At 65.4% G+C, this 25,881-nt stretch carries 22 protein-coding genes and 1 tRNA gene; 14 read left to right on the forward strand and 9 right to left on the reverse strand.

Annotated features, from left to right (window positions below; translation table 11 throughout):
- Positions 1 to 47: 47 nt before the first annotated feature.
- Positions 48 to 953 (reverse strand): NADP-dependent oxidoreductase, encoded by a 906-nt coding sequence (locus tag CH291_RS17185; RefSeq protein WP_094688161.1) that lies wholly within the window; start codon positions 951 to 953, stop codon positions 48 to 50.
- A gap of 80 nt (positions 954 to 1,033) precedes the next feature.
- On the opposite strand from CH291_RS17185, the gene CH291_RS17190 reads away from it, so the two are divergent.
- The 7 genes from CH291_RS17190 (at position 1,034) to CH291_RS17220 (ending at position 10,084) form a co-directional block, all read left to right on the forward strand.
- Positions 1,034 to 3,865 (forward strand): DEAD/DEAH box helicase, encoded by a 2,832-nt coding sequence (locus CH291_RS17190; protein ID WP_094688142.1) that lies wholly within the window; start codon positions 1,034 to 1,036, stop codon positions 3,863 to 3,865.
- Positions 3,865 to 4,617, forward strand: coding sequence for an SWIM zinc finger family protein (locus CH291_RS17195; RefSeq protein WP_094688143.1), 753 nt, complete (start codon positions 3,865 to 3,867; stop codon positions 4,615 to 4,617). The genes CH291_RS17190 and CH291_RS17195 overlap by 1 nt, the downstream gene beginning before the upstream one ends.
- 78 nt (positions 4,618 to 4,695) lie before the next feature.
- On the forward strand, positions 4,696 to 6,204 hold the full coding sequence (locus CH291_RS17200; RefSeq protein ID WP_094688144.1) for a CoA-acylating methylmalonate-semialdehyde dehydrogenase: 1,509 nt from the start codon (positions 4,696 to 4,698) through the stop codon (positions 6,202 to 6,204).
- A gap of 7 nt (positions 6,205 to 6,211) precedes the next feature.
- On the forward strand, positions 6,212 to 7,351 hold the full coding sequence (locus tag CH291_RS17205) for an isobutyryl-CoA dehydrogenase (protein ID WP_094688145.1): 1,140 nt from the start codon (positions 6,212 to 6,214) through the stop codon (positions 7,349 to 7,351).
- On the forward strand, positions 7,348 to 8,406 hold the full coding sequence (locus CH291_RS17210) for an enoyl-CoA hydratase/isomerase family protein (protein WP_094688146.1): 1,059 nt from the start codon (positions 7,348 to 7,350) through the stop codon (positions 8,404 to 8,406). Before CH291_RS17205 ends, CH291_RS17210 begins: the two co-directional genes overlap by 4 nt.
- Positions 8,403 to 9,311 carry a 3-hydroxyisobutyrate dehydrogenase gene (gene mmsB, locus CH291_RS17215; RefSeq protein ID WP_094638583.1) on the forward strand — a complete coding sequence of 303 codons (909 nt, stop codon included), beginning with the start codon at positions 8,403 to 8,405 and terminating at the stop codon, positions 9,309 to 9,311. Before CH291_RS17210 ends, mmsB begins: the two co-directional genes overlap by 4 nt.
- Positions 9,308 to 10,084 carry an enoyl-CoA hydratase gene (locus CH291_RS17220; RefSeq protein WP_094688147.1) on the forward strand — a complete coding sequence of 259 codons (777 nt, stop codon included), beginning with the start codon at positions 9,308 to 9,310 and terminating at the stop codon, positions 10,082 to 10,084. The genes mmsB and CH291_RS17220 overlap by 4 nt, the downstream gene beginning before the upstream one ends.
- Positions 10,085 to 10,128: 44 nt before the next feature.
- On the opposite strand, the gene CH291_RS17225 is transcribed toward CH291_RS17220, so the two are convergent.
- The 8 genes from CH291_RS17225 to CH291_RS17260 all read right to left on the reverse strand — a co-directional run bounded on the left by CH291_RS17225 (position 10,129) and on the right by CH291_RS17260 (position 16,333).
- On the reverse strand, positions 10,129 to 10,953 hold the full coding sequence (locus tag CH291_RS17225) for a hypothetical protein (RefSeq protein WP_094688148.1): 825 nt from the start codon (positions 10,951 to 10,953) through the stop codon (positions 10,129 to 10,131).
- A 102-nt stretch (positions 10,954 to 11,055) separates the two neighbouring features.
- Positions 11,056 to 11,589, reverse strand: a complete 534-nt coding sequence (locus CH291_RS17230; RefSeq protein WP_094688162.1) for a MarR family winged helix-turn-helix transcriptional regulator — start codon at positions 11,587 to 11,589, stop codon at positions 11,056 to 11,058.
- A gap of 35 nt (positions 11,590 to 11,624) precedes the next feature.
- Positions 11,625 to 12,968, reverse strand: coding sequence for a DUF2254 domain-containing protein (locus tag CH291_RS17235; protein WP_094688149.1), 1,344 nt, complete (start codon positions 12,966 to 12,968; stop codon positions 11,625 to 11,627).
- A 73-nt stretch (positions 12,969 to 13,041) separates the two neighbouring features.
- Positions 13,042 to 13,629, reverse strand: coding sequence for a class I SAM-dependent DNA methyltransferase (locus tag CH291_RS17240; RefSeq protein WP_094638668.1), 588 nt, complete (start codon positions 13,627 to 13,629; stop codon positions 13,042 to 13,044).
- 14 nt (positions 13,630 to 13,643) lie between these two features.
- Positions 13,644 to 14,528 carry a hypothetical protein gene (locus CH291_RS26840; protein ID WP_094688150.1) on the reverse strand — a complete coding sequence of 295 codons (885 nt, stop codon included), beginning with the start codon at positions 14,526 to 14,528 and terminating at the stop codon, positions 13,644 to 13,646.
- A gap of 60 nt (positions 14,529 to 14,588) precedes the next feature.
- Positions 14,589 to 14,661, reverse strand: a tRNA-Arg gene (locus tag CH291_RS17250).
- Positions 14,662 to 14,729: 68 nt separating this feature from the next.
- Complete coding sequence (locus CH291_RS17255) at positions 14,730 to 15,452, reverse strand: DUF305 domain-containing protein (RefSeq protein WP_094638670.1); 723 nt, start codon at positions 15,450 to 15,452, stop codon at positions 14,730 to 14,732.
- Positions 15,452 to 16,333, reverse strand: coding sequence for a DUF3105 domain-containing protein (locus tag CH291_RS17260; protein WP_068048298.1), 882 nt, complete (start codon positions 16,331 to 16,333; stop codon positions 15,452 to 15,454). The genes CH291_RS17255 and CH291_RS17260 overlap by 1 nt, the downstream gene beginning before the upstream one ends.
- 231 nt (positions 16,334 to 16,564) lie before the next feature.
- On the opposite strand from CH291_RS17260, the gene argS reads away from it, so the two are divergent.
- From argS to rpmE, 7 genes are all read left to right on the forward strand, one after another.
- Entirely contained in the window at positions 16,565 to 18,217 is a 1,653-nt protein-coding gene (gene argS / locus CH291_RS17265) for an arginine--tRNA ligase (RefSeq protein WP_094688151.1), read from the forward strand.
- Positions 18,214 to 19,635 carry a diaminopimelate decarboxylase gene (gene lysA / locus CH291_RS17270; RefSeq protein ID WP_094669090.1) on the forward strand — a complete coding sequence of 474 codons (1,422 nt, stop codon included), beginning with the start codon at positions 18,214 to 18,216 and terminating at the stop codon, positions 19,633 to 19,635. Before argS ends, lysA begins: the two co-directional genes overlap by 4 nt.
- On the forward strand, positions 19,632 to 20,933 hold the full coding sequence (locus tag CH291_RS17275; protein WP_094669089.1) for a homoserine dehydrogenase: 1,302 nt from the start codon (positions 19,632 to 19,634) through the stop codon (positions 20,931 to 20,933). The genes lysA and CH291_RS17275 overlap by 4 nt, the downstream gene beginning before the upstream one ends.
- Positions 20,930 to 21,997, forward strand: coding sequence for a threonine synthase (thrC, locus tag CH291_RS17280; protein WP_027497914.1), 1,068 nt, complete (start codon positions 20,930 to 20,932; stop codon positions 21,995 to 21,997). The genes CH291_RS17275 and thrC overlap by 4 nt, the downstream gene beginning before the upstream one ends.
- Positions 21,998 to 22,016: 19 nt before the next feature.
- Complete coding sequence (thrB, locus tag CH291_RS17285; protein ID WP_094688152.1) at positions 22,017 to 22,949, forward strand: homoserine kinase; 933 nt, start codon at positions 22,017 to 22,019, stop codon at positions 22,947 to 22,949.
- A 371-nt stretch (positions 22,950 to 23,320) separates the two neighbouring features.
- Positions 23,321 to 25,384, forward strand: a complete 2,064-nt coding sequence (gene rho / locus CH291_RS17290; protein ID WP_256980882.1) for a transcription termination factor Rho — start codon at positions 23,321 to 23,323, stop codon at positions 25,382 to 25,384.
- Between the two features lie 198 nt (positions 25,385 to 25,582).
- Positions 25,583 to 25,816: a 50S ribosomal protein L31 gene (rpmE, locus tag CH291_RS17295; protein ID WP_008715081.1), complete on the forward strand. Its 234-nt coding sequence runs from the start codon at positions 25,583 to 25,585 to the stop codon at positions 25,814 to 25,816.
- The last annotated feature ends 65 nt before the right edge of the window (positions 25,817 to 25,881 follow it).

The raw sequence follows: 25,881 nt of genomic DNA on the forward strand, positions 1-25,881 counted from the left end.
AGTGTGCCGGAACGCACCGACAGTTCTCCGCTCCCGCGAACCCGGCATCAGCGAACCTCGACCACGACCTTGCCGAGCACGTGCCCGTCCTCGACCAGGGCGAGAGCCTCACCCGCACGCTCGAGCGGGAACACATGGTCGATACGCGGACGAATGATGCCCGACGCAGTCAGGTCGGCCAGCCGGGCGAATGCCGCGGTGGTGCGGTCGCGATCGACACCGGAACCACCCCACTGCGCCGCGAGCACCGGGTCTGCAACGCTGACGATCGGTATCCCCGCCGTCACAGCGGTCGCGGCGGCGCGCAAGCTCTCGCCCCCGACGAGATCGATGATGCCGTTCACCGGTCGTGACAGTGAGTCGACGAAATCGGGGCCGGAGGCGAGAAATTCGGCTCCGAGGCTCTCGATCCACTCCCGCTTGCCCGTACTCGCGACTGCGAGAACGTCGATACCGTCGGCTCGCGCGAGTTGCAGAACGGTCGAACCCACGCCGCCGCCCGCGCCGAGCACCAGGATGGAATCACCCGCGCCCACGGCGAGCCGCGCCAGCGCGTCGTATGCGGTCCCGGCGGCCACCGGCAGAGTGGCTGCGGCCGCCCAGGACACGGATTCGGGCTTGTGGGCTGTGCTCGACGCGTTGAGCACGGTGTACTGCGCATAGCCTCCGTATCCCGACGCGGTGGCTCCGAACACGTGGTCGCCCACCGAGAAGTCGGCCACACCGGCACCGGCCGACACGACCGTGCCCGATACTTCCCGGCCGAGAACCGCAGGCAGGGTGATCGGCACGGTGTCCTTGCGATTGCCCGCCCGCACCTTCCAATCCGCGGGATTGACGCCGGCGGCGTGGACCGCGACGAGAATCTGGCCAGGTCCCGGCTCGGCGACGGGTAGGTCCAGAAGGTATTCGGTGTCGGGTCCGCCGTATTCACTGAAGCCGTACGCGATCATGTACATACTGTGCCTCACCCAGCGACTCGCTCGAAGCGCCTCACCTGAAGTCTGTCGGTGCTTGCTGATTGGATGGACCGATGCTGCACGGTCTCTGGTCTCCCGGTGCCGGGCTGATGCTGTGGGACGACGAGATCACCACCGGGGATGAGCCCGACTTGCCGCCGACCCACGCGCACGTGCTCACCAGAACGTTTCGGCACCGTGCTGCGGTGTCGTTTCCGGCACCCGGACGCGCCGCCACCGCGCAGGCCCCGGTGCAGGTTCCGGCCATCGCACTCGCCCCGCACGACGGTGCCGATCTGCTGTTGCGGACGCCGCCGGACCACGCGGCCATCTCCGGTGACCTCCGTTACCTGGCGCATGTCGCCCGCGGAATCGAACGCTGGGTCCGCGGCGGTCGCGTCGTTCCGGCCCTGAAGTTGATGGACGGGCAGTGGTGGCCACGGTGGCGTCTGGTCGGGGGCGAGCGTCAACGTGCCTGGCTCAGCGAACTCGCCGTCGCGATGCCGTCGGTGCAGCGCGCAGGTGAGCGGCCCAAGAAGATTCTCGACGACATGGTGGAGGAGCTCACCGATCCGATCGTCAGATCGGTTCTGGGTAGACCCGACTCGGAGCATCCACTGTTGTCGGCTCTGGTTCGCGACGACCCGTATGCCGATGGCACTCAACAGATGTCGACGTTGCTCGAGAAGTGGCGCGGAAGCCTCACCGTCGACGAACCCTCGCTGGTACTCCGGCTGCTCGAACCCGATGACGACGACGCCGTCGACAGTTCCTCCGAGGAGGCGGTGGAGTCGTACTGGACGCTGCAGGTGTGTCTGCGCGCGGACGGCGAAGCGCCGCGACCGGTTCCGATGAGCCGTAAGGTCGATGCCACGCTGCTCTCCATCGCCGTCCGCAAGCTCGGTGAGGCCGTGGCGGCGTACCCGAGACTGCGCGATCTGCCGTCGCAGGAAGGCACCCTGGACCTGTTGCTTCCGGCGTCGGTGGTCATCGACCTCGTCGAACACGGTGCGACGGCACTGCAGGCCACCGGAACCACGGTTCTGCTTCCCCGGGCCTGGACGAGGCTCGATCCGTCGATGAGATTGCGCGTCGATTCACCGGCGGTGACGAAAGCTGCAGCCGATCGGGCGGTCGGCATGGACGAACTGGTGTCCTACGACTGGCAACTCCAACTCGGCGACATGGTGCTCACCGAGGCGGAGATGAACAGGCTCGCCGTCTCGAAGGGCGATCTCGTGCGGCTCCGCGGTCAGTGGGTGCTCGCGGACGGCGGTCAGCTCGCGCGAGCCGCCAAGTACGTCGCCGAGCATCACGGTGACGGGACTGCGCTCAGCACGCTGATGCGTGAGATGACGTTGGCCGATCCGCCACCTGCTCCGGTCCAGGACATCCGCGCCACCGGCTGGGCGGCCACGTTGCTCGAGCCCGGTGTGGTGCCGGAGACGATCCCGGTGCCCGACGGTGTGAACGCGACTCTGCGGCCGTATCAGCAGCGTGGGCTCGATTGGCTCGCGTTCATGAGTCGGCTCGGTCTCGGGGCGGTACTCGCCGACGACATGGGGCTGGGCAAGACGCTGCAGGTGCTGACACTGCTCGCGCACGAGAAGAGTTCGACGCCGACACTGCTGGTGGCACCGATGTCGGTGGTCGGCAACTGGCAGCGTGAAGCGGCGAAATTCACTCCGGCACTGCGGGTTCTGGTGCATCACGGTCCGACGCGACTACGCGACGAGGAGCTCGACCGGGCGATCGCCGAGCACGATCTGATCGTCACCACGTACGCGCTGATGGCGAAGGATCGCGCGCAGTTGGCGGAGCAGACGTGGCGTCGTGTGGTCCTCGACGAGGCGCAACACATCAAGAACTCGGGCACCGTGCAGGCCAAGGCGGCGCTCGCGATCCCCGCGGATCACAAGCTGGCGCTCACCGGAACGCCGGTCGAGAATCGTCTCGACGAGCTGAGGTCCATTCTCGACTTCGCCAATCCGGGCATGCTCGGTAGGCCGTCGGATTTCCGAAAGCGATTCTCGGTTCCGATCGAGCGCGAGAACGACGAGAGCGCGGTTTCGCGTCTGCGCGCCATCACGTCGCCGTTCATTCTGCGTCGCGTCAAGACCGATCCGACAGTCATCTCGGATCTGCCCGAGAAGAACGAGATGACCGTGCGCGCCAACCTCACGGCCGAGCAGGCTGCGCTGTACAAGGCGGTCGTCGACGAGATGATGGCGCAGATCGCCGACGCGAAGGGCATGAAGCGCAAGGGCGCGGTGCTGTCCGCGCTGACTCGCCTCAAACAGGTGTGCAATCACCCCGCCCATTTCCTGTCCGACGGCTCGCCGGTGCTCAAGAGGGGTCAGCATCGTTCCGGCAAGATCGGCTTGGTGGAGGACATGCTCGACTCGATTCTCGGCGACAACGAGAAAGCGTTGTTGTTCACGCAGTTTCGGGAGTTCGGTGAGCTCGTGGCACCCTACTTCGCCGAACGATTCGGCACCGAGGTGCCGTTCCTCCACGGCGGGGTGAGCAAGGCCAAGCGCGACGAGATGGTGGAGAAGTTCCAGAGCGACGACGGTCCGCCGATCATGATGCTCTCGCTCAAGGCCGGCGGCACCGGGTTGAACCTCACGGCCGCCAACCATGTTGTTCATCTCGATCGTTGGTGGAATCCGGCGGTGGAGAATCAGGCGACGGACCGGGCCTTTCGCATCGGGCAGCGCAAGAACGTCGAGGTGCGCAAACTGCTGTGCGTGGGCACCGTGGAGGAACGGATCGACTCGATGCTGGTCTCCAAGCAGGACCTGGCGAATCTGGCGGTGGGCACCGGCGAGAACTGGGTGACCGAGATGGACACCGCGGAGCTGCAGGAACTGTTCCGCCTCAGTGAGGATGCGGTGGGGGAGTGATGGTCGACTTCTCGCAGTACGGCAAGCGTCGAAAAGCCAAGGGCGGCATCGAGTCCAGAAACAAGCGCGGTGCCTTCGGGCAGACGTGGTGGGGCAGGCATTTCGTGGCGGCCATGGAAGACCTCGCGGATCCGGGCCGGATCGCTCGGGGTAGAACGTATGCGCGCCAAGGGCAGGTGCTCACTCTCGGGGTCGAGCGCGGGCAGATATACGGCGAGGTGCAGGGCAGTCAGCTCGAGCCGTTCTCGGCCTCGGTCACCGTCGACCCGCTCACTCAGGGTGAGGTTGCCGCACTGGTCGGCCGGGTGCGTTCGAACCCCGGCATGCTGGCCGAGCTGGCCTCCAACGCCATTCCGCAGGCGCTTGCGTCGGTGTTGCTGCCGCACGACAAGGGGCAGCTCGATTTCGACTGCACGTGCCCCGACGACGGGTGGCCCTGCAAACACGCGGCGGCGCTGATGTACATCGCCGCCGAGCACATCGACGCATCCGCCGCCACCATCCTGACACTGCGTGGAGTCGATCTCGATCAACTGATCGAGGGCGTCGGCGACGGGGACGACGAGTTCGACCCCGATGACTGGTTCGGCGATCGCGCGTCGTTCCCCCAACTTCCCCAGGTGGCGTTCGCTCCCGCGATTGACGATCTCGATCCGTTGATCCTGCGTCGAATCTTCCGCGCCGACGGCTCCTCCGAGGCCGAGGTCAGTCGCGCCGGTGCCGATCTGAGGCAGTTCTACGACCGAATGTGACGACTTCTGGACTTACGTGGACATCCGACTATAGGATGGGCGTACTTCACTTTCCACGCTCGAGGACGGACAAACTCCATGGCTCGCGAACTCACGCACTTCATCGGCGGCAAGCACGTCGCCGGCACCTCCGGAAACTTCGGGGACGTGTTCGACCCCAACACCGGCGAGGTTCAGGCCCGTGTTCCCCTGGCCGACGTATCCGAGGTCGAGGCCGTCATCGCCGATGCCGAACAGGCCCAACGTGAATGGGCCAAGTGGAACCCGCAGCGCCGAGCGCGAGTCCTGATGAAGTTCCTGCAGCTCGTCACTCGCGACACCGAGGAACTGGCCCGCCTGCTGTCCTCCGAGCACGGCAAGACGATTGCCGACGCCAAGGGCGACATTCAGCGCGGCGTCGAGGTCGTCGAGTTCGCCGTCGGCGTCCCGCATCTGCTCAAGGGCGAGTACACCGAGGGTGCAGGCGGCGGGATCGACGTCTACTCGATGCGTCAGCCGCTCGGCGTCGTAGCCGGAATCACCCCCTTCAACTTCCCCGCGATGATTCCCCTGTGGAAGGCCGGCCCGGCCATCGCCTGCGGAAACGCATTCATCCTCAAGCCCTCCGAGCGCGACCCGTCCGTCCCGCTCAAGCTCGCCGAACTCTTCCTCGAAGCAGGACTGCCGCCGGGTGTGTTCAACGTCGTCAACGGTGACAAGACCGCCGTCGACGTACTGCTCACCGACGACCGCGTCAAGGCGATTGGCTTCGTCGGCTCGACCCCCATCGCGCAGTACATCTACGAGACCGCGGCGAAGCACGGCAAGCGTGCACAGTGCTTCGGTGGAGCCAAGAACCACGCCCTGGTGATGCCCGACGCCGATCTCGACGAGGGCGCCGACGCCCTTCTCGGTGCCGCCTACGGTTCCGCGGGCGAGCGTTGCATGGCTATTTCCGTCGCGGTTCCGGTGGGTGAAGAGACCGCGGATGCGCTCGTCGCCAAGCTCACCGAGCGGGTGGCGAAGCTGAAGATCGGTCGCTCCGACGACGAGGACGCGGATTTCGGCCCGCTCGTCGGTAGCGATGCGCTCAAGCGCGTCAACGATTACACCCAGATCGGTGTGGACGAGGGTGCCGAGTTGGTCGTCGACGGGCGCGGTTTCAGCCTCGAAGGCCACGAGGGTGGGTTCTTCGCGGGCGCAACACTGTTCGACAAAGTGACGACCGACATGCGGATCTACAAGGAAGAGATCTTCGGGCCCGTCCTGATCGTCGTGCGCGCAAAAGACTACGAGGATGCGCTGCGTCTGCCCACCGAGCACGAATACGGCAACGGCGTGTCCATCTTCACCCGTGACGGCGACACTGCTCGCGATTTCTGCTCCCGCGTCCAGGTGGGCATGGTCGGGGTCAACGTGCCGATTCCGGTGCCGATCGCGTACCACACGTTCGGTGGTTGGAAGCGCTCGGGATTCGGTGATCTGAACCAGCACGGACCCGATTCGATCCGCTTCTACACCAAGACCAAGACCGTCACGCAGCGCTGGCCGTCGGGCACCAAAGAGGCTGCGGCACAAAATCACTTCGTCATTCCGAACATGGACTGATTCGGCGATGTTCACATTGAACGAGGACGAGCGAGCGATCAACGACACCGCTCGTGAATTCGCCGACGAGTTTCTGGCCCCGAACGCGATCGAGTGGGACCAGAGCAAGCATTTCCCCGTGGACGTGTTGCGCAAGGCAGCTGGACTGGGAATGGGCGGCATCTACATTCGCGAGGACGTGGGCGGATCGGGTCTGACCAGAGTCGATTCGGTGCGGATCTTCGAGCAGCTGGCCACCGGCGACCCGTCCATCGCGGCCTACATCTCCATTCACAACATGGTCGCCTGGATGATCGACACCTACGGAACCGACGAACAGAGGCAGCGTTGGCTGCCGGGCCTGTGCACGATGGATCAGTTGGGCAGCTACTGCCTCACCGAGCCAGGCGCGGGTTCGGATGCCGCGATGCTCGGCACCAAGGCGGTGCGCGACGGTGACGAGTACGTCTTGGACGGCGTCAAGCAATTCATCTCCGGCGCAGGCACATCCGAGGTGTACGTCGTCATGGCGCGCACCGGTGCACCGGGCCCACGTGGCATCTCCGCGTTCATCGTGCCGAAGGACTCGGCGGGACTGTCCTTCGGCGCCAACGAGAAGAAGATGGGGTGGAACGCTCAACCCACCCGGCAGGTCGTTCTCCAAGGAGTCCGCATTCCGGCCGAGAATCTGCTCGGCAACGAGGGCGACGGGTTCCGTATCGCCATGAACGGACTCAACGGCGGACGCATCAACATCGCCGCGTGCTCGATCGGCGGAGCGCAGTCCGCTCTCGACAAGGCCGTTGCGTACCTCGCCGAGCGCAAGGCGTTCGGGGCACGGTTGCTCGATGCGCAGGCGCTCCAGTTCCGACTGGCCGATTTCAAGACCGAACTCGAAGCCGCCCGCACGCTGCTGTGGCGGGCCGCGGACGCGTTGCAGAACGACGCTGCGGACAAGGTCGAGATGTGCGCGATGGCGAAGCGTTTCGGAACCGACACCGGTTTCGAGGTCGCCAACGGCGCATTGCAGCTGCTGGGTGGGTACGGCTACCTCAGCGAGTACGGCGTCGAGAAGATCGTTCGTGACCTTCGGGTGCACCAGATTCTGGAAGGGACCAACGAGATCATGCGAGTGGTTGTGGCACGTTCGATCGTGGGTGCCGCATGAGCGACGTCATCCTCGAGGTCTCCGGCGGAATCGGTCGGATCACCCTGAACCGCCCCAAAGCGATCAATGCGCTCGATCATGCGATGGTGCGTGAGATCGCGCCGGCGTTGGCGCAGTGGGCAACCGACGACGCTGTCGACGTCGTCCTTCTGACCGGAGCCGGTGAGCGAGGACTGTGCGCAGGCGGAGACATCGTCTCCATCTACCACGACGCCAAGGACGGTGGCAGCGGCAGCAAGGACTTCTGGCGCGAGGAGTACATCCTCAATGCCGCGATCGCTCGATTCCCCAAGCCGTTCGTCGCCATCATGGACGGCATCGTCATGGGCGGAGGCGTCGGGCTCTCGGCACATGCCAACACTCGCATCGTCACCGAGCGATCGAAGATCGCGATGCCCGAGGTCGGAATCGGTTTCGTTCCGGATGTGGGTGGTACGTACCTACTCTCGCGTGCTCCGGGCGAGATCGGCACCCACTTCGCGCTCACCACGGCGCGGATGAATGCCGGCGACGCCATCGCAGTCGGCTTCGCCGATCACTACATCCCGTCCGACAAGCTGGAAGACTTCTACTCGGCACTCGAGACGGTCAGCGTCGGAGAGGCCGTCGCGACGTTCAGCGAGCCGGCACCGGAGTCCACGATTGCCGGTCAGCAGGGATGGATCGACGAGTGCTATGCAGGCGACGACGTCCAGGCCATCGTCGACGCTCTGGCAGCCAGCACGGTGCCGGAGGCGCAGAAGTCCGCGGAGGACATTGCGTCCAAATCGCCTGTGTCGCTGGCCGTGACGCTGAGGTCGCTGCGCCGGGCGGCCACGCTGCCGACGCTGGAGGCGGTGCTCGACGAGGAGTACCGCGTGTCGGTCGCATCCCTGAGCAGTCACGATCTCGTCGAAGGAATTCGAGCACAGGTGGTCGAGAAGGACCGCAACCCGCAATGGCAACCGCGTACGTCGGCAGACGTCACGCCCGAGGACGTCGACCGGTACTTCGCACCTCTCGGGGATGCGGAACTGGGCCTGTCGAACGCACACACAGAAGGTGAGCAGTCATGAGCGAGAAGACGATCGGCTTCATCGGCCTCGGCCACATGGGTGGACCGATGGCCGCCAATCTGGCTGCGGCGGGCTACACGGTGCAGGGCTTCGATCTGGTGCCCGCCGCGCTCGAGCAGGCCACGAAGGACGGCGTCACCGTGGTCGAATCGGCTGTGGCCGCCGTCACCGATGCCGACATCGTCATCACGATGCTGCCCAACGGCACACTGGTACTCGGGTTGTACGCGGACCTGCTGCCTGCTGCCGCGCCGGGCACGTTGTTCATCGACTCCTCGACCATCGACGTCGCCGACGCGCACACCGCGCACAAGCTGGTGCACGAGGCAGGCCACCGCAGTCTGGACGCACCGGTCTCCGGTGGTGTCGGGGGAGCGGCCGCGGGAACGTTGACATTCATGGTGGGCGGATCCGAAGAGGACTTCGCCTCTGCGGCAGCAGTTCTGGACGTGATGGGTCGCAAGGTGGTGCACTGCGGCGCAGCGGGCAACGGCCAGGCCGCCAAGATCTGCAACAACATGATTCTCGGAGTGTCCATGATCGCCATCAGCGAGGCGTTCGTGTTGGGAGAGAAACTCGGCCTGAGCAACCAGGCGTTGTTCGACGTGGCCTCGACTGCATCCGGTCAATGCTGGGCGCTGACGACCAATTGCCCGGTGCCCGGTCCCGTACCGACGAGCCCCGCCAACAACGAGTACAAGCCCGGCTTCGCCGCGGCGCTCATGGACAAGGATCTGGGCCTGGCCGCCAATGCACTGCGCGACAACGGTGTCGAGGGTGTCCTGGGCCTACGGGCGGCCGAGTTGTACGCTCGCTTCAAGGAAACAACCGGGGGCGGCACCGATGTCGACTTCTCCGGCATCATCAACGACATCCGCGAGCGCTCGAACGGAGCAGACCTGTGAGTGACTACGAGACGATTCTGCTCGAACGTCGGGGACGCGTCGGCATCATCACGCTCAACCGTCCCAAGGCATTGAACGCACTCAATTCTCAGTTGATGCGCGAGGTCGTCTCGGTGGTCGATGAACTCGACGCGGACTCCGACATCGGTGCAATTCTCATCACCGGTTCCGAACGGGCCTTCGCGGCCGGGGCCGACATCAAGGAGATGCAGCCCAAGTCCTACATGGACGTGTATCTCGACGACTTCTTCGCCGCCTGGGACCGATTGGCATCGGCTCGAACGCCGTTGATCGCAGCGGTGTCCGGTTACGCACTCGGCGGTGGATGCGAACTCGCGATGCTGTGCGACGTTCTGATCGCCTCGGACACCGCGGTATTCGGGCAACCCGAGATCAAGCTCGGCGTCATTCCGGGAATCGGCGGGTCGCAGCGCCTGACGCGTGCAGTGGGCAAGGCCAAGGCCATGGAGATGTGCTTGACCGGTCGCAACATGAAGGTCGAGGAAGCCGAGCGAGCAGGGCTGGTCTCGCGCATCGTGCCGGTCGCGGATCTCCTCGACGACGCCATCGCGACCGCCACGACCATCGCCGAGATGTCGCTGCCGGTCGCCATGATGGCCAAGGAAGCAGTGAACCGATCGTTCGAGTCGAGCCTTCGCGAGGGTGTTCTGTTCGAGCGGCGCGTGTTTCACTCGACCTTCGCCACCGAGGACCAGAAGGAAGGCATGTCGGCCTTCATCGAGAAGCGAACGCCGAACTTCCAGCATCGGTAGCTGACCTTCGGGGTCGTTCCGCAGGCTCCACTCCCGGGCCCGCCCTAGCTGTCGGGGGACAGGAGGGCGGCCCCGCGGGCCGAGACCAACTCCGGCATCGACGGCACCAGCGTCGTCAGGCCGGTTCGCAGCTCGAGCGACCGCGCGATCGAGGTGATGTTCGCGCCGCCGCCCACCACGACGATGGACTGCGGTCTGGCACCGGATAATTCGATGGTCTGCTCCACCAGTATGCCCGCGTACCGCACCGGTCCGGCGATCAGATCGTCGAAGTCACGTCGGGTCAGCACATGCCGCGCGGCACCTGATGGATCGGCGGTGCTGACGACGGAGTCGACGCTCAGCTGCTCCTTGATGGACCGGCTGGCGTCGATTCCGATACGAACACCGTTGGACGAAAGTAGCCGTCGAACCGAGTGATCGAGATCGTCGCCGCAGAACGTGGCAGTGCGCCGCGTCATGAGGGTGCGAGTGGACGCCAGGTCGATGACGGTGACAGTGGTTCCGGTGCTTCCGATATCGCACAACACAGTGACGCCGTGATTGGGCACCAGCCCGATGAAGCGCAGATAGCGCACCTGCGCAGCGGTTTCCGGAACGAGCGAGGCCGTGCGGGCCGTACCGCTGGTGGCGACCGAGCCGGGATCGGTGGCAACCCGATAAGCGATGGCGGAGAACTGAACCGGGAGCGACATCGTCGCGGCGATGGAGTGGATGGCGTCGACGCCGGTGGCGATCGTGGTGGACAGCGACTGACCCGGGGCTCGGCGCACCGTCCTGGACACGATGGGTGTGCGGTGGGGGCTGTCCAGATACGTCAGAATTGCGCGTGCGCCGTGCGCACCCGCCCCGACCCCCAAAACCAGCACCCCGCCCCGCCCTTCAGCAGATCGGCTCCGACCTGTTCCTGGAGCAATTGCACCACGAACGGTACGGGTGTGCCATTGTCTTGTGACGAGTCACGATCGAACTCAGAACGATGTAGTGATGTTTTCACTGTCGAAATCGCCTGCATCCGAACGGAGTTCCGCCAAGATCCGAACGAGCGCCAGTAATTTGTCCCGTGCCAGACCGGGGCGTGCGAACACCAGTGAGTTCAAGCGCTCGGTGGCCTCGACGGCCAATGTGCGTCCCTGCTCGGTGATTTCGACCAGGGTGGTGCGTCGATCGCTCGGATGTGGGATGCGTCGAACGTATCCCACGGACTCGAGACGATCGACAGCGTTGGTCACGCTCGTGGGATGCACCTGCAGACGTGCGCTCGCCTTCGCCATCGGCAGAGCCCCGTTCTTGGTGAAGGTCAACAACGTCAGCAGTTCGTAGCGCGAAAAGGTCAGTCCCGTCGGCTTCAACACTTCCTCGACCCGGGCGAGCATGATCTGCTGCGCGCGCATCAACGAGGTCACTGCGGCCATACCGTCGGCGGCGTCGGACCATCCGTGTTCGGTCCACTGGCGGTGTGCCTCTGCAATGGGATCGAGGGGAAGCGGAGACGGTGCTGGCATACCGACCATCCTCCCACGGTGTCCGGTTCCGGCGTCTACCGAATGACGACGCGAGGTACTGCGAGCGGAACTCGATCCGTGATCGCGGCGCGGGCAAGCGAGATCTGCTCGCGGGCTTCGGCTGTGCGGGCGGTATCGGTGTCGCCGGAGGCCAACGCGCGGTCCAGCAAGTCCAGTTGAGTCAGTACGGCGTCGACGTTCTCGGAATCCTGTGCCGCACGACCCACTCGCTCGGCGAGGCGAATTCCGGCCTGCACCACCATGGGGCTGCCGGTGCCGTAGATCCGCACCGCATCGAGGGCATGGTCGATCAGTGACGGAACCGCGACGCGGCGGGTGATCACCCGTACGGTGCCGTCGGAGCCGCACCGAGCCCGGGAGGGCCTGGAACGCTGGACGACCGCGACCAGTCCGACCGTGAGATCGTCGATGGCGTTGCGTGCCGTGTACGGGTCGTTGACGCCCGTCGACAGGGCGCGCACAGCCATTTCGGTCATCTGCTCGACGGCGAAAGCGATGTCGTGCCGCGGTGTTCGACTGGTGCCGATGGCGAACGACCCTCGAACCCGTCCGACCGCGTCGGTGGAGATGTTCGCCGATCGATCGGCCAGAACATCGGCGAGCGGTTCACCGGCGACGACGTGTTCACCGGGCACTCGATGAACATCGATCACGGTGTCGGTGTCGCCAGCGATGTTCAGCACTGCGTCTTCGTCGATGTCGATGATCACCCCGGACTCCTCGGCCAGCACCGTCGTGTAGACGGGCGGCTTGACGATGCCCTCTGCCGACGCTGCATCGGCGGGTTGTTCGGGTGGGTAGAGCGCGTCGACGGACTCCGACAGTTCGTCGCGGACGCGGCCGGACAGCGTCGCCACCTGGATCGACTGTGCGATGTGATGAATGAAGTAGACGAGCACACCCACGTCGACCACCGCGAGTGCGACGGCAACGTTGACGGCGATGTCCGGCACGAAGACCGAGCCGTCGGATTCGATCGAGCGAATCGACCGCAGCACCATCAGCGAGTACAGGAACGTGGCACCGAAGATGCCGAGCACCACCTGATTGCCGCGATCGGCCATGAAGTTGCGCACCAGGCGGGGGCCGTACGAGGAACTGGCGGTGGCGAGGACGGAGATGGTGATGGAGAACGACGTCGCAGCCACGCCGAGCATGGACCCGCCGATGGCACCGAGGATGTCTCGGCTGCCGCTGGCACCCACGTGGTAGAGCAGCGAGCCCGTCAGATCCACCCGGGTATCGAGCAGATAGCGATCGAGACTCACCAGAGCCTGCGCGAGCACGAGTGCGACGACCCCGAGGACGGCGGGAATGAACCAGAACGATTCCCGCAGCTTCGCCATGTGTTCCTTCATGACGCACAGTCTTCCCGTAGGCGTCCGAATCAACCCTCGGTATTCGAATCCCGTCGCTCCGATCGATGCCGTGTCAGGCCAGCAGGGCCGGCTTTCGTGCCACGGTGACGGCCCAGTCGGCGTCCGTCCGCCAGGGCCGGAGATCCCACGTCGCGAATCGGTGCTCGAGGACGAAACCGACCGCCGCCAGATCCTCGTCGAGCATGTCCACGGTGTACTCCCTATCGGTGGCGAATCCGGTGACGAACACTCCGCCTTCGGTCAGGTGTGCCCAGATGCGTTGGAGCGCAGTGCGTTCGGTACCGGGCTTCATGAAGACGAGTACGTTGCCCGCTGCGACGGCCGCGTCGAACGTCCGGCCCAGATCGAGCGTCGTCAGATCGGCGACATGAACGTCGAGTTCGGGGTGCGCTCGCGCGGCCTCGGCCAGAACGGGATCGAGATCCACTGCGGTCACACGGTGTCCGCGCCGGGCCAACTCGACACCGAGTCGGCCGGTCCCGCATCCGGCATCGAGAATGCTCGACGCGGGGGAGACCACCGCGTCGACCATGCGGGCCTCGCCGTGCAGATCCACGCCGCGTTCGGCCAGGCGGTCGAATCGCTCGATGTAGCGCGCGGAATCGTCTGCGGAGTTCTCGGCTTGCCAGCGTGTGGTCACCCCGCCAGGGTAGGTCAGGTCAGGGAGTCGAGGGCCGACCGGGCTTCGGCCACGCGGATGCGGGCCGCGTCTAGTGCCGCCGCCGTCGACTCCGCCTGTACGACGCTGGCCTCGTGTGCTTCTCGTGCAGCCTGCTCTCGGGCTCCGGCGGCCTCCAGCTCGGCCTCGATTCGCTCGACTTCTTCTGCAGCGCTGTGCAGTTCGGACGCTTTTCGTTCGGTGTCCGCTTGGGCTTCGTCGACTTCGGTTCGCGCGGTATCGAGATCGGATTCGGCCGACTCGAGTTCGGCGAGCAGTCGGTTTCGTTCGGCTTCGTCGGTTTTATGCCGGTCGTCCTCGACCTCGGGAGAAACCGGGTCGTCCTCGGCGGCGTCGTCATCGTCGGGAGAGTCCGGAACGATCGACAGCAGCGCAGGCCCGAAGCCGCTGTACGTTTCGGCCACCACGGTTCTGCCTTTGCGGACGCGGTCGCGTATCTCGGCGTCGGCCATCGCCGCGTTCAGGGTGTTGGAGACCTCGCGGGCAGCGTTGTCGCCGACGGTCACCCCGAGGTCACGTCCCAGCGAGACTGCTCGATCGGTCAGGGCGCGTATGGAAGTGCTTCGGGCAGTGGACAATTCACGCAGTCGGGGGCCGTCGCCGCGCTGCTGGGCCCGTTCGAGTTGCTCACCCAGATCGAACAGTTCCGCCAGAGCCGATTCGTCTCGGCGAGCCAGGGTGTTCACCAACCACGCCACGACCGTGGGTTTGCGCAAGGCACCGATTCGGGTGGCACCGACCTTGTCGCCGGCCTTCTTGAACCGGGTGACGTATGCCGCACGATGCGAGACGAAATCAGCGGGAGGGAGTGAGTACAGGTCGTCGACGACGGTCTCGACTCGGGGGAGATTCTCGGACATCGAAGTCCACCGTCTCGTTCGAGCAGCCACCGTACGACGGTGACGTGCGTGAAAGATGTGTGCCCCCGGCAGGATTCGAACCTGCGGCCTTTCGCTCCGGAGGCGAACGCTCTATCCCCTGAGCTACGGGGGCGCACCGGACGAACCGGTGTGCCTGTTGGGCTGTACGAAAGACTAGCGCATCCGCGACCCGAGCCGAAATCACCCCTCGGGCAGCGGCTGCGCACCCTTCTCGGCGAGCATCTGCTTCATCAGCGTCGACTCGCTGGTCTGGGTGGCGACCATGGAGTTCGCCAGATTGATCACCGCCGGTGACTGCGCGTGAGTCTGCGCGTACTCCATCATCGCCAGGCCGCCCTCGTGGTGGCGCAGCATGAGTTGCAGGAACATCACGTCGACATCCGAGCCGGTGGCCTGGCGAAGAGCGGCGAGCTCAGCGGAACTGGCCATGCCCGGCATGGCCCTGGTGGGATCCGAGGATCCGGGATCCATGGACATTCCGCCCATCGAGTGACCGTGCGAGTCGTCCTCGGCCATCCAGTTCATGTAGCCGTCGGTCGAGATCGGTGCTCGGTCCCACAGGGCCAACCAGCCCTGCATCTGTCCCACCTGGTTCTGCTGCGAGGTGAGCATGTCGAACGCCAGGCTCTTGACTGCCTGATCCGGCGCGTTGGTCAACGCCACCGCCGCCATCTCGATCGCCTGGTTGTGGTGCACGGTCATGTCCTGCGCGAAGCCGACGTCCACCGAGTCCGCAGCAGGTGCGGTGTCGTCGTCCCGGAACGGACTCTGCACCAGAAAGCCCAGCGCGAAACCGATCGCCAGCACGGCGGTCAGCGCCAGCGCCACCAGCGCGGTGCGCTGGCTCGGCTTGGTGGCGGACGCGGTGGCGTCCGCGCTGTCGGTTGTCGTGGGCTCGGTCATCAGTTGGTGGGTACCTGAAGATCGCTCGGCAGCTGAACTCCGCCGGTGCCGCCGGTCTCGCTTGCGTCGGGGGTGATGCCGGCACCGTCCATCGGTACCGCGTCCGCGCCGGGTGCAGAGGCGTCGAACAGGGGTGGGTTGTCCGGATCGAATGCGTTGTCACCGGTTCCCGGGACCGATGCGCAGCTGGCGCCGACCTCGGGGTAGGCGAAACGGTTGAGGCGCAGGGCGGAGATGAACTGGCCGATGCGTTCGTCGTCCACGCTGTCCAACTTGAGCTGGTGGCCCCAGGACTGCAGCGAGACCGGGGAATCGAGGCCGGGGTACGGCGACATCATCATCTGCGTTTCACCGTCGACGCGATCGGCCAGCGACTGGACCTGGTCCTCGTTCAGATCGTCGGGGTTGTAGGTGACCCAGACGGCACCGTGCTCGAGCGAGTGCACGGCATTCTCGGTGCGAATGGCCTCGGGGTACACGATTCCCGTGCAGGTGGCCCACACGGCATCGTGCGGTCCACCGAACGGCGGCGACTGGTCGTAGGCGACCCGCTGCGTGCGCCCGACGTGCAGAGCCGCGGGGTACTCCTGGATCGCGACACCCTCGATGCCGGTCGACGGATCCTGATTGGCCTCGCTCGGCGCGAACTTCTGCGCCTCGGCGCGGTCCTGGTACTTCGGATACAGATTGATCCCGAGGCCCGCAACGAGACCGACGACGACAACGACACCGGCAACCGTCAGCCAGGGAATCTGCCTGCCCGTCGCGGTGGGCACGCCGCCCTTCTTCTTGCGAGCTGACTTCTTGTTGGCTGCATTGATGGCTTTGTCTGCCTTCGCAGCCGACTTGTTCTGACTGCCTTTGTCGGGACCCGTTGGCATCGCTGTAGTTGCTCTCTCAGTCGTGGAAAGGTGGTGTTCGGTTGCGCTGGTGATGCGTATCTGCTGGTGACAGCATCGTCCGATGACCATCAGCGCAGAGCGCCCTCACTGTACGTTCTCTGCCTGAGAGCGTGCTCAGAGCCTGCGCGGACCGCGCAGGCCGAGGTTGCTCGCCGGCAGACGGGCAGTGGATGCGAGGACGCCGCGCACCAGCCAATAGGATAGCTACCTGTGACTCCCGCCGATCTTGCCGAATTGCTTCACGCGACCGCCGCGAAGGTGCTTGCCGACCGCGGCCTGGATGCATCAGTCCTCCCTGCGAAGCTGACCGTCGAGCGTCCTCGCAATCCCGAGCACGGCGACTACGCGACCAACGTGGCACTCCAGGTCGCGAAGAAGGCCGGAGCCAACCCCCGCGACTTCGCCGGCTGGCTCGCCGAGGCTCTCGCGGCCGAGGCCGCGATCGACAGCGCCGACGTCGCAGGTCCCGGGTTCCTGAACATCAGGTTGGCCGCTGCAGCGCAGGGCGAAATCGTTGCCCGCGTGCTCGCCGAAGGCGCGGCCTTCGGCAGCGGTTCCTCGATGACGGGCAAGAAGGTCAATCTCGAGTTCGTCTCGGCCAACCCGACCGGTCCGGTGCACCTCGGCGGTACCCGGTGGGCAGCCGTCGGCGATGCACTCGGTCGGATCCTGACCGCCCACGGGGCCGAGGTCACTCGCGAGTACTACTTCAACGATCACGGCGCACAGATCGCCCGGTTCAGTCGATCCCTGATCGCCGCGGCCAAGGGCGAACCCGCTCCGGAGAACGGCTACGCAGGCGAGTACATCGCCGAGATCGCCGAGCAGGTGCTGGTGCAGGAGCCGGAAGCGCTCGCGCTGGCCCCCGAGGCCCAGGAAGAGACGTTCCGAGCGATCGGCACCCAGCTGATGTTCGACCGGATCAAGGCCAATCTGCACGAGTTCGGCGTCGACTTCGATGTCTACTTCCACGAGAATTCGCTGTTCGACTCAGGTGAGGTCGAGAAGTCGGTCGAGTACCTCAAGAGCTCGGGGAGGCTCTACGAGGAGGACGGTGCCTGGTGGCTACGGTCCACCGAGTACGGCGACGACAAGGATCGTGTCGTCATCAAGAGCGACGGCAACGCCGCCTACATCGCCGGCGACATCGCCTACTTCCAGAACAAGCGGCAGCGCGGTTTCGATCTGTGCATCTACATGCTCGGAGCGGACCACCACGGATACATCGGACGCCTCAAGGCGGCCGCAGCTGCGTTCGGAGACGACCCCGCGACCGTCGAGGTGCTGATCGGCCAGATGGTCAACCTGGTGCGCGACGGTGTGGCCGTGAAGATGAGTAAGCGTGCCGGAACCGTCATCACCCTCGACGACCTGGTCGAAGCCATCGGCGTCGACGCCTCCCGGTACGTCATGATCCGGTCGTCCGTCGACTCCAGCATCGACATCGACCTCGCCCTGTGGGCGAGCGCCAGCAACGAGAATCCGGTGTACTACGTCCAGTACGCCCACGCCCGCCTGGCCTCACTCGCGCGCAATGCCGCCGAACTGGGAATCAGCGCGCAGCAACCGGATCTGAGCCTGCTCACCCACGAGCAGGAAGGCGAGCTGATCAGGACGATCGGCGAGTACCCACGCGTGGTGGCCAGCGCCGCCGAACTACGCGAACCACACCGGATCGCCCGCTACCTCGAAGAGCTGGCGGGTGCCTACCACCGTTTCTACGGTGCGTGTCGAGTACTTCCACAAGGAGACGAGGAGCCCGGACCTGTGAACACCGCACGACTGGCGTTGGGAAACGCGACCCGGCAGGTCCTGGCCAACGGCCTCGAACTGCTCGGGGTCAGCGCACCGGAGCGCATGTGAGCGCACATCCGGCAGGACCCAAGCATGCCGACGCCCCCGCGAAGGAGTCGATGTCCCATCGCCCGGCCGACGCGTCGGAGATGACGACGCTGCCCGAGCAGGTGTGGCCCCGCAACGCCGAGCGCGGTGAGGACGGAACCGTCCGCCTCGCCGGAGTGTCGGTCACCGATCTCGCGGAGCAGTACGGCACACCGTTGTTCGTCGTCGACGAGGACGACTTCCGTTCGCGCTGCCGTGAGATGGCCGCCGCTTTCGGGGCACCCGAACGAGTTCACTACGCCTCCAAGGCTTTCCTGTGCGGCGAGATCGCACGCTGGGTGGCCGACGAAGGGCTCTCTCTCGACATCTGTTCCGGAGGCGAGTTGGCCATCGCGTTGGCCGCCGGATTCCCGGCCGACCGAATTGCCATGCACGGCAACAACAAATCGGTAGCCGAGCTCGAGGCGGGCGTGCGCGCAGGCGTCGAACATGTGGTGCTCGACTCCAACATCGAGATCGACCGTCTCGACGGCGTCGCCGGTGCGGCCGGTGTGGTGCAGGACGTTCTCATTCGCATCACCGTCGGTGTCGAGGCGCATACCCACGAGTTCATCGCCACCGCGCACGAGGATCAGAAGTTCGGATTCTCGCTCGCCGACGGCTCTGCGCTCGACGCCGTCCGGCGCGTGTTCGCTGCCGACAACCTTCGCCTCGTCGGACTGCACAGTCACATCGGTTCGCAGATATTCGAGGTCGACGGCTTCGAGTTGGCAGCGCACAAGGTCATCGGTCTGCTGCGAGACATCGTCTCGGAGTTCGGCGTCGACAAGACCGCGCAGATCTCGACTCTGGATCTCGGTGGCGGCATGGGTATTTCGTACGTGCCGAGTGACGATCCGCCGCCGGTGGAGCAGCTCGCGGCGAAGTTGACCACCATCGTGGAGACCGAGTCCACTGCAGTGGGTCTACCGGTCCCGACGATTGCCGTCGAGCCGGGCCGCGCCATCGCCGGACCGGGCACCGTCACGCTGTACGAGGTCGGCACGATCAAGGATGTCACCGTCGACAAGTCGACGCGTAGGCGTTACATCAGCGTCGACGGCGGCATGAGCGACAACATCAGAACCTCGCTGTATCAGGCCGAATACGACTGTCGACTGGTCTCTCGCACGAGCGATGCCGAGGCCGTCGTGGCTCGGGTGGTCGGAAAGCATTGCGAGAGCGGCGACATCGTCATCAAGAACACATGGATGCCGGCAGACGTCGGGCCGGGTGACTTGCTCGCGGTAGCGGCCACAGGGGCCTACTGCTACTCCATGTCCAGTCGCTACAACCTGCTGACGCGGCCCGCTGTGGTTGCGGTCAAGGACGGGCACTCGCGCCTGATCCTGCGGCGGGAAACCATCGAAGATCTGCTCAGCTTGGAGGTTCAGCCATGACATCGAAGCCGATAGGCGTCGCCGTACTCGGACTCGGAAACGTCGGCAGCGAGGTCGTTCGGATCCTCACCGAGAACGCTGACGACTTCGAGGCGAGAGTCGGTGCGCCACTGGAGATTCGGGGCATCGCGGTGCGTCGGGTCGACGGCGATCGTGGAGTCCCGGCCGAGCTGCTCACCGACGATCCGGCCGAGCTCGTGGGCCGCGACGACGTCGACATCGTCGTCGAGGTTCTCGGCGGCATCGACATTCCCCGCAAGCTGGTGCTCTCTGCCCTGGAGAAGGGCAAGTCCGTCATCACGGCGAACAAGGCCCTGCTGGCCGAGTACACCGGGGAACTGGCCGACGCGGCCGAGAAGTCACGTGCCGACCTGTATTTCGAGGCCGCCGTGGCCGGAGCCATTCCCGTGGTCCGACCGCTGATGCAGTCTCTCGCGGGTGACCGTGTGAACAAGGTTGCCGGCATCGTCAACGGCACCACGAACTTCATCCTCTCGGCCATGGACGAGACGGGCGCGGACTACGCCGAAACCCTCGCCGAGGCAGGGCGTCTGGGCTACGCCGAGGCCGACCCGACCGCCGACGTCGAAGGCTACGACGCTGCATCGAAGGCCGCCATCCTGGCGTCCATCGCATTCCACACGCGGGTCACTGCCGGTGACGTCTACCGCGAGGGCATCAGCAAGATCACCTCGGACGATCTCGAAACCGCGAAATCCCTGGACTGCACCATCAAGCTGCTGGCCATCTGCGAGCGGATCGTCACGCCCAAGGGCAAGGAGCGAATCTCCGCTCGGGTCTACCCGGCGCTCGTTCCGCTGAACCACCCGTTGGCGTCGGTGAACGGTGCGTTCAACGCCGTGGTCGTCGAAGCAGAGGCCGCAGGCCGCCTGATGTTCTACGGCCAGGGTGCAGGCGGCGCGCCGACCGCGTCCGCAGTACTCGGCGACCTGGTGATGGCCGCTCGCAACAAGTTCTACGGCGGACGGGGTCCACTCGAATCCAAGTACGCCAAGCTCAAGGTGGCCCCCATGGGTGACATCCTCACTCGCTACTACGTCAGCATGCAGGTTGCCGACAAGCCAGGCGTTCTCGCCACCGTTGCGGCCGAGTTCTCCAAGCGTGACGTCAGCATCTCCACGGTGCGTCAGCAGGGCTCGGGTGACGGAGCCAGGCTCGTCGTCGTCACGCACCTCGCGGCCGACTCCGCACTGTCCGACACCGTTGCATCCCTCGAGCAGCTCGACGTCGTCGTTCACGTCGCCAGCGTTCTCCGATTGGAAGGCACCACCGTATGAGCGTCCACACCCCCTGGCCCGGTCTGATCGAGGCATACCGTTCGCGTCTGGCGATCGGCCCGGACTGGAAGACCGTCACGCTGCGCGAGGGCGGCACCCCGCTGTTGCCGGCCGGGCACCTGTCCGAACTGACCGGGTGCACAGTGCATCTCAAGGTCGAGGGACTCAACCCCACCGGCTCCTTCAAGGACCGCGGGATGACCATGGCGGTCACCGACGCGCTCGCCCGAGGTCAGGAGGCCGTTCTCTGCGCCTCGACCGGCAACACCTCGGCCTCCGCAGCTGCCTACGCGGCCAAGGCCGGAATGAGCTGTGCCGTACTGGTTCCGCAGGGCAAGATCGCCATGGGCAAGCTCGCTCAGGCAGTCATGCACGGAGCCAAGATCATTCAGGTGCAGGGCAACTTCGACGATTGCCTCGAACTGGCCCGCAAGACCACGGCCGAGTTCCCGACCATCGGTCTGGTCAACTCCGTCAACCCCGTCCGCATCGAAGGCCAGAAGACCGCGGCCTTCGAGATCTGCGACGCCCTCGGCGACGCCCCGGACATCCACGCACTGCCGGTCGGCAACGCAGGCAACATCACCGCGTACTGGCGCGGTTACTCGGAGTACTTCCGTGACGGTCTGACCACGCGCAAGCCGCGGATGCTGGGAGTCCAGGCCGCGGGCGCTGCTCCGCTGGTTCACGGTGCGCCGGTGAAGGATCCGGAAACCATCGCCACCGCGATCCGGATCGGCTCGCCCGCATCCTGGAACGGCGCCGTCAACGCCAAGGAAGAATCGAACGGAGCATTCCGCGCAGCGACCGACGAGGAGATCCTCGAGGCGTACCGATTGATCGCCAAGACCGAGGGCGTGTTCGTCGAGCCCGCCTCCGCCGCCAGTGTCGCCGGGCTGCTCGCAGCTCGAAAGGAAGGCTGGCTCGAACCGGGCCTGACCGTCGTGTGCACGGTCACCGGAAACGGCCTCAAGGATCCCGATACGGCGCTGTCGGGAATGCCTGTCGTAGAACCCATTTCGGTCGATCCCGTCGCTGTCGCGGCTGCGCTCGAGCTGGCCTGAGTTGACGGAATCTCCGGCCATGACGACGACACTCCCCATCGGGCTCACGGTCACCGCGCGCGTCCCGGCGTCCAGTGCCAACATCGGACCCGGATTCGACAGTCTCGGAATCGCTTTGGGGCTGTACGACGAGATCGAGGTCACGACCACCGCGTCGGGACTACGGATTCACGTCGACGGTGAGGGTTCGGCGGACGTGCCGTGGGGACCGACGCATCTGGTCGTACGCGCCATCGAGCGGGGTCTCGAAGCTGCCGGAGTGTGGGCCGACGGCTTGGATGTCCACTGCCGCAACGTGATTCCGCACTCCAGGGGGCTCGGTTCCTCGGCGTCGGCTGTGGTCGGGGGCCTCGCTGCCGCCAACGCACTGGCCGCGAAAGTGGATCGCTCGCTCGCGCTGTCGGAGGGTCAGCTGGTCCAGCTGTCATCGGAATTCGAGGGTCATCCCGACAATGCGTCGGCGAGTTGCCTCGGCGGTGCGGTCGTGTCGTGGAGCGAACCGCCCAATGCCAGTGTCACGGCGCGGAAGTACGCAGCCGTACGACTGGAGGTGCACCAGAGCATCAAGGTCGTCGTGCTCGTACCGTCCGAACGCTCGTCGACGTCGCACACCCGGGGGCTGTTGCCCGAGTTGGTGCCCCACCGTGATGCGGCGTTCAACGTCAGCCGCAGTGCTCTCGCGGTGGTGGCGCTGACCGAGCGCCCGGATCTGTTGATGTCCGCGACGGAGGACCTGCTGCATCAAGGTCAGCGCGCCCAGGCGTTACCCGACACCACGCGCTGGATCAGCACCTTGCGCGCGCGGTCCATCGCGGCCGTGGTGTCCGGTGCGGGCCCGACGGTCATGGCGCTGTGCACCGAGGAGTTTCCGGCCGATCTGCGCGAGGCCGCATCGGCCGAGGGGTGGCGGGTGCTCGACCTGGACGTGGCCGACGGAGTCACCGTCGCGTGACAGACGCAGCAGTAGGGTTCTTGCCGAGTGGGGACAACGGCGCTATGGTGAACCCTGTCCGTACATCGTGCGCTTCAGACGCCGGTTTCGTCAGGGCATTCAGGTCGCTGTATTCGGGGGATTCAAACGTCCGAGTGATGTGACGCTCCTGACTCGATCCTTCCCGTGGTTCTCTGCGGTCCGGATCGATGGTGTCGTCGACGGGGTGCGTCGAACATGAACGGCAATATCCGAGCTCGGCAGAACGCCGAACTGCGGAACGAACCCTCGGCTGCGCATCGAGCGAGCGAGGGAAGGAAAGGACCTCCGTGACCGATACGGAACTTATCTCTGCGCCCGAAACGTCACGCCGACGTGCTGGCCTGTCCGGAATGGTTCTCACCGAGCTCCGCAGCCTCGCTGGTGAACTCGGTATCAAGAGCGTTTCCGGGATGCGCAAGGGCGATCTGATCGCTGCGATTTCCGAGCGCCAATCGGGCAGCGCACCGGCAAAGACGGACGCACCGAAATCCGACGCACCCAAGTCGCGTCGCACTGCTGCATCCGCGCCGGTCGTCGAAGATCGGCCTGCAGCCGAGGCGGCACCGAAGCAGTCGGCTCCAGAAGCGCCGTCCTCGGACGCGCCGGCGACGCAATCGGGCGACTCTGCCGATGCCGCTCCCGAGACGGGCCGCCGAACACGCGGACGTCGTGCCGCAGGTCGGCGAGCCGGTGCTCCCGAACAGCTCCCACTCGACGACAGCAACGATTCGGCCGGATCCGCTCCCGCGGCGACCGATTCACCCGCAGTCGCGCCGCAGGCGGAGAAGCCGGACGAGACCGGTGACAGCGCCGCCACCGAGCGCCCACGCCGTAGTCGCGGCGACCGCAACCGCCAGGACGGGTCGGAACGCGAACCCCGTGACGCCGACGGCAACCGCGACAACGCGAACCGCGACTCCGGAAGCCGCAATCAAGGGGACCGGGACGGCTCCAACCGCGAGAACGGCAACCGTGACAACGGAAACCGGGACAATGGAAACCGCAATCAGGGTGACCGCGACAACCGCGACGGCGGTGGTCGTAATCAGGGCGGACGCAATCGCAACCAGGGCGACGGTCGCAACGACAACCGCAACGAGGATCGCAACAACGGTCCCCGCGACAACCGCGACAACAACCAGGACGACGACGGCGAAGGGCGCGGACGTCGGGGACGTCGGTTCCGTGAGCGCCGTCGCGGACGCGACCGTGGGGAAGGCAACGACGGTGGCGGTGGCCGCGAGCGCGATACCGAGATTCGCGAGGACGATGTTCTTCAGCCGGTAGCCGGCATCCTCGATGTTCTCGACAACTACGCGTTCGTCCGTACCTCCGGCTACCTCGCCGGACCCAATGACGTCTACGTGTCGATGAACCTGGTTCGCAAGAACGGCCTTCGCCGCGGCGACGCGGTGACCGGTGCGGTTCGGGTGGCACGCGAAGGCGAGCAGTCCAGCCAGCGGCAGAAGTTCAACCCGCTCGTGCGTCTGGACACCGTCAACGGGGGAGAGGTCGAGGCCGCGCGCAAGCGTCCGGAGTTCGGCAAGCTCACCCCGCTGTACCCCAATCAGCGGTTGCGTCTCGAGACTCAGCAGAACATCCTGACCACGCGCATCATCGACCTGGTGATGCCGATCGGCAAGGGTCAGCGCGCACTCATCGTCAGCCCGCCCAAGGCAGGTAAGACGAGCGTCCTGCAGGCCATCGCCAACGCGATCGCCATCAACAATCCCGAGTGCTACCTGATGGTCATCCTCGTCGACGAGCGTCCCGAGGAAGTGACGGACATGCAGCGCTCCGTCAAGGGCGAGGTCATCGCGTCGACGTTCGACCGGCCGCCGGGCGACCACACCGCGGTGGCCGAGCTGGCGATCGAACGGGCCAAGCGTCTGGTCGAAGCCGGCCAGGACGTGGTGGTTCTGCTCGACTCGATCACCCGTTTGGGACGTGCGTACAACAACAGCTCGCCCGCATCGGGCCGAATCCTGTCCGGTGGTGTCGACTCGACCGCGCTGTACCCGCCGAAGCGGTTCCTCGGCGCGGCTCGCAACATCGAGCACGGTGGTTCGTTGACGATCATCGCCACGGCCATGGTCGAGACCGGATCCACCGGTGACACCGTGATCTTCGAGGAGTTCAAGGGCACCGGCAACGCCGAGCTCAAGCTCGATCGCAAGATCGCCGAACGCCGCGTGTTCCCGGCAGTGGACATCAACCCGTCGAGCACCCGCCACGACGAGTTGCTCCTTGCTCCCGACGAGGCCGCCGTCGTACACAAGCTGCGGCGCGTGCTGTCCGGACTGGACTCGCATCAGGCCATCGACCTGCTGGTCGACCGTCTGAAGAAGAGCAAGAACAACCTCGAGTTCCTGATGGAAGTCTCCAAGACTGCGCCGGGCGGGGCGAACGACTGACAATTGTTTCCCGGATCTTTCGTCCGGGGAACAAGCCGACAGGTGCGCGCGTTGTAAGCATCTGTCGGCACAGAAGTACCGGCGATTAGCAGGTCAGATGCACGCTCTGGCATAATCAACGGCCGAGTCCGGTTCCGGTTCACGTCTTCGATCGGCGAAGACGACCCGGCGACCACTAGAGAGAACGGTAAGGACACCATGAAGGCAGGAATTCACCCCGACTACACACTGACGACAGTCGTCTGTGGTTGCGGCAATACTTTCGAGACCCGAAGCACCACCGACAAAGAGCGCATCAGCGTCGAGGTCTGCTCGCAGTGCCACCCCTTCTACACCGGCAAGCAGAAGATTCTCGACACCGGCGGCCGCGTCGCTCGCTTCGAGGCTCGCTACGGCAAGCGCGCCGGCAAAAAGGCCGACGCAGACAGCTAGCTGTTTCGCCGACGCCCGTCCTGTGCATCACAGGACGGGCGTCGGCTTTTTTGTGTCCACATTCA

It is taken from the genome of Rhodococcus sp. 14-1411-2a, assembly GCF_002259485.1.
Lineage (GTDB): Bacteria > Actinomycetota > Actinomycetes > Mycobacteriales > Mycobacteriaceae > Rhodococcoides.

Excerpts from the sequence above, each read along its gene's own strand:
- CH291_RS17185 (WP_094688161.1), bottom strand. The coding sequence starts at position 953 with ATGATCGCGTACGGCTTCAGTGAATACGGCGGACCCGACACCGAATAC.
- CH291_RS17190 (WP_094688142.1), top strand. The coding sequence starts at position 1,034 with ATGCTGCACGGTCTCTGGTCTCCCGGTGCCGGGCTGATGCTGTGGGAC.
- CH291_RS17195 (WP_094688143.1), top strand. The coding sequence starts at position 3,865 with ATGGTCGACTTCTCGCAGTACGGCAAGCGTCGAAAAGCCAAGGGCGGC.
- CH291_RS17200 (WP_094688144.1), top strand. The coding sequence starts at position 4,696 with ATGGCTCGCGAACTCACGCACTTCATCGGCGGCAAGCACGTCGCCGGC.
- CH291_RS17205 (WP_094688145.1), top strand. The coding sequence starts at position 6,212 with ATGTTCACATTGAACGAGGACGAGCGAGCGATCAACGACACCGCTCGT.
- CH291_RS17210 (WP_094688146.1), top strand. The coding sequence starts at position 7,348 with ATGAGCGACGTCATCCTCGAGGTCTCCGGCGGAATCGGTCGGATCACC.
- mmsB (WP_094638583.1), top strand. The coding sequence starts at position 8,403 with ATGAGCGAGAAGACGATCGGCTTCATCGGCCTCGGCCACATGGGTGGA.
- CH291_RS17230 (WP_094688162.1), bottom strand. The coding sequence starts at position 11,589 with ATGCCAGCACCGTCTCCGCTTCCCCTCGATCCCATTGCAGAGGCACAC.
- CH291_RS17235 (WP_094688149.1), bottom strand. The coding sequence starts at position 12,968 with ATGAAGGAACACATGGCGAAGCTGCGGGAATCGTTCTGGTTCATTCCC.
- CH291_RS26840 (WP_094688150.1), bottom strand. The coding sequence starts at position 14,528 with ATGTCCGAGAATCTCCCCCGAGTCGAGACCGTCGTCGACGACCTGTAC.
- CH291_RS17255 (WP_094638670.1), bottom strand. The coding sequence starts at position 15,452 with ATGACCGAGCCCACGACAACCGACAGCGCGGACGCCACCGCGTCCGCC.
- CH291_RS17260 (WP_068048298.1), bottom strand. The coding sequence starts at position 16,333 with ATGCCAACGGGTCCCGACAAAGGCAGTCAGAACAAGTCGGCTGCGAAG.
- CH291_RS17275 (WP_094669089.1), top strand. The coding sequence starts at position 19,632 with ATGACATCGAAGCCGATAGGCGTCGCCGTACTCGGACTCGGAAACGTC.
- thrC (WP_027497914.1), top strand. The coding sequence starts at position 20,930 with ATGAGCGTCCACACCCCCTGGCCCGGTCTGATCGAGGCATACCGTTCG.
- thrB (WP_094688152.1), top strand. The coding sequence starts at position 22,017 with ATGACGACGACACTCCCCATCGGGCTCACGGTCACCGCGCGCGTCCCG.
- rho (WP_256980882.1), top strand. The coding sequence starts at position 23,321 with ATGGTTCTCACCGAGCTCCGCAGCCTCGCTGGTGAACTCGGTATCAAG.
- rpmE (WP_008715081.1), top strand. The coding sequence starts at position 25,583 with ATGAAGGCAGGAATTCACCCCGACTACACACTGACGACAGTCGTCTGT.